At 37.7% G+C, this 934-nt stretch carries 1 protein-coding gene; it reads right to left on the bottom strand.

The features are described from left to right. Positions 1 to 934, bottom strand: a 934-nt coding sequence (locus ACRCJ0_RS15785) for a DAK2 domain-containing protein (RefSeq protein ID WP_431391134.1), incomplete at both ends; no start/stop codon positions are given.

Genomic DNA, 934 nt, shown 5'->3' with positions numbered 1-934 from the left:
TTGTCTTCATCAATCATTGCATTCACCATATTGATGGTTTCTTTGACTAAGTCAGCATCTTCAGAAACAATTTTACCGTCTATGATGCCCATAAAGTGATCTTTATGGATTTCTAAGCCGTCAACTGTTGTATCTCGAACAGCCACTGTGACTTGACCACTAGTTACGTTGGCCATTTCAGCAACCATTGCTGCTTTATTGTCATCTAATGTCCCGTCAGGGTTATATCCAAGCATGGCTGTTAATCCTTGAGAGATATATTTAGTTTCAACTACGGCAGCTGGAATTTCTGAAACTTCAACAGCTTGGTTAGCAGCCATAATGATATTCTTATTGTTTGGTAAGATAATCACGTTATCTGCATTCGCTTTGTTGATAGCATCTAAGATATCATTTGTTGATGGGTTCATCGTTTGACCACCAGAGATAATTGATTTAACGCCCATATCTTTAAATAGGTTTTCAATTCCTTCACCGGCTGCAACAGCGATAATTGCTAGATTCGTCCGTTCCACTACTGGCGTTGATTCAGCTTGGTTTGATCCTTTGCCATCTAAGATATCGTCATGTTGTAGACGCATGTTATCTACTTTAATTTTCACTAATGAACCAAACTTTTGACCATAGTTCATGACTTCACCTGGTGTTTCTGTATGTACATGAACTTTTACAATCTCGTCGTCAGATACAACCAATAATGAATCTCCGATACCATCTAAGTGGTTACGGAATGTATCATAATCAAATTCATCAGTAACTGTTTCACCTTCACCGATTTTGACCATAATTTCAGTACAGTAACCATAATGAATATCTTCTGATGCTACGGAATGAGCAGTGTTGAAGAAGTTTTCTTGGTGAGCTAATTCTGTGACATTCGCTTTGTTTGGATCAGCTGATTTAACTGGAATAGATTCACCTGTTAATGATTCTA

Source organism: Aerococcus sp. L_32, from assembly GCF_050689315.1.
Note: the sequence above shows the minus strand (reverse complement) of the source record. Positions and strands in the feature narration are given on the sequence as shown.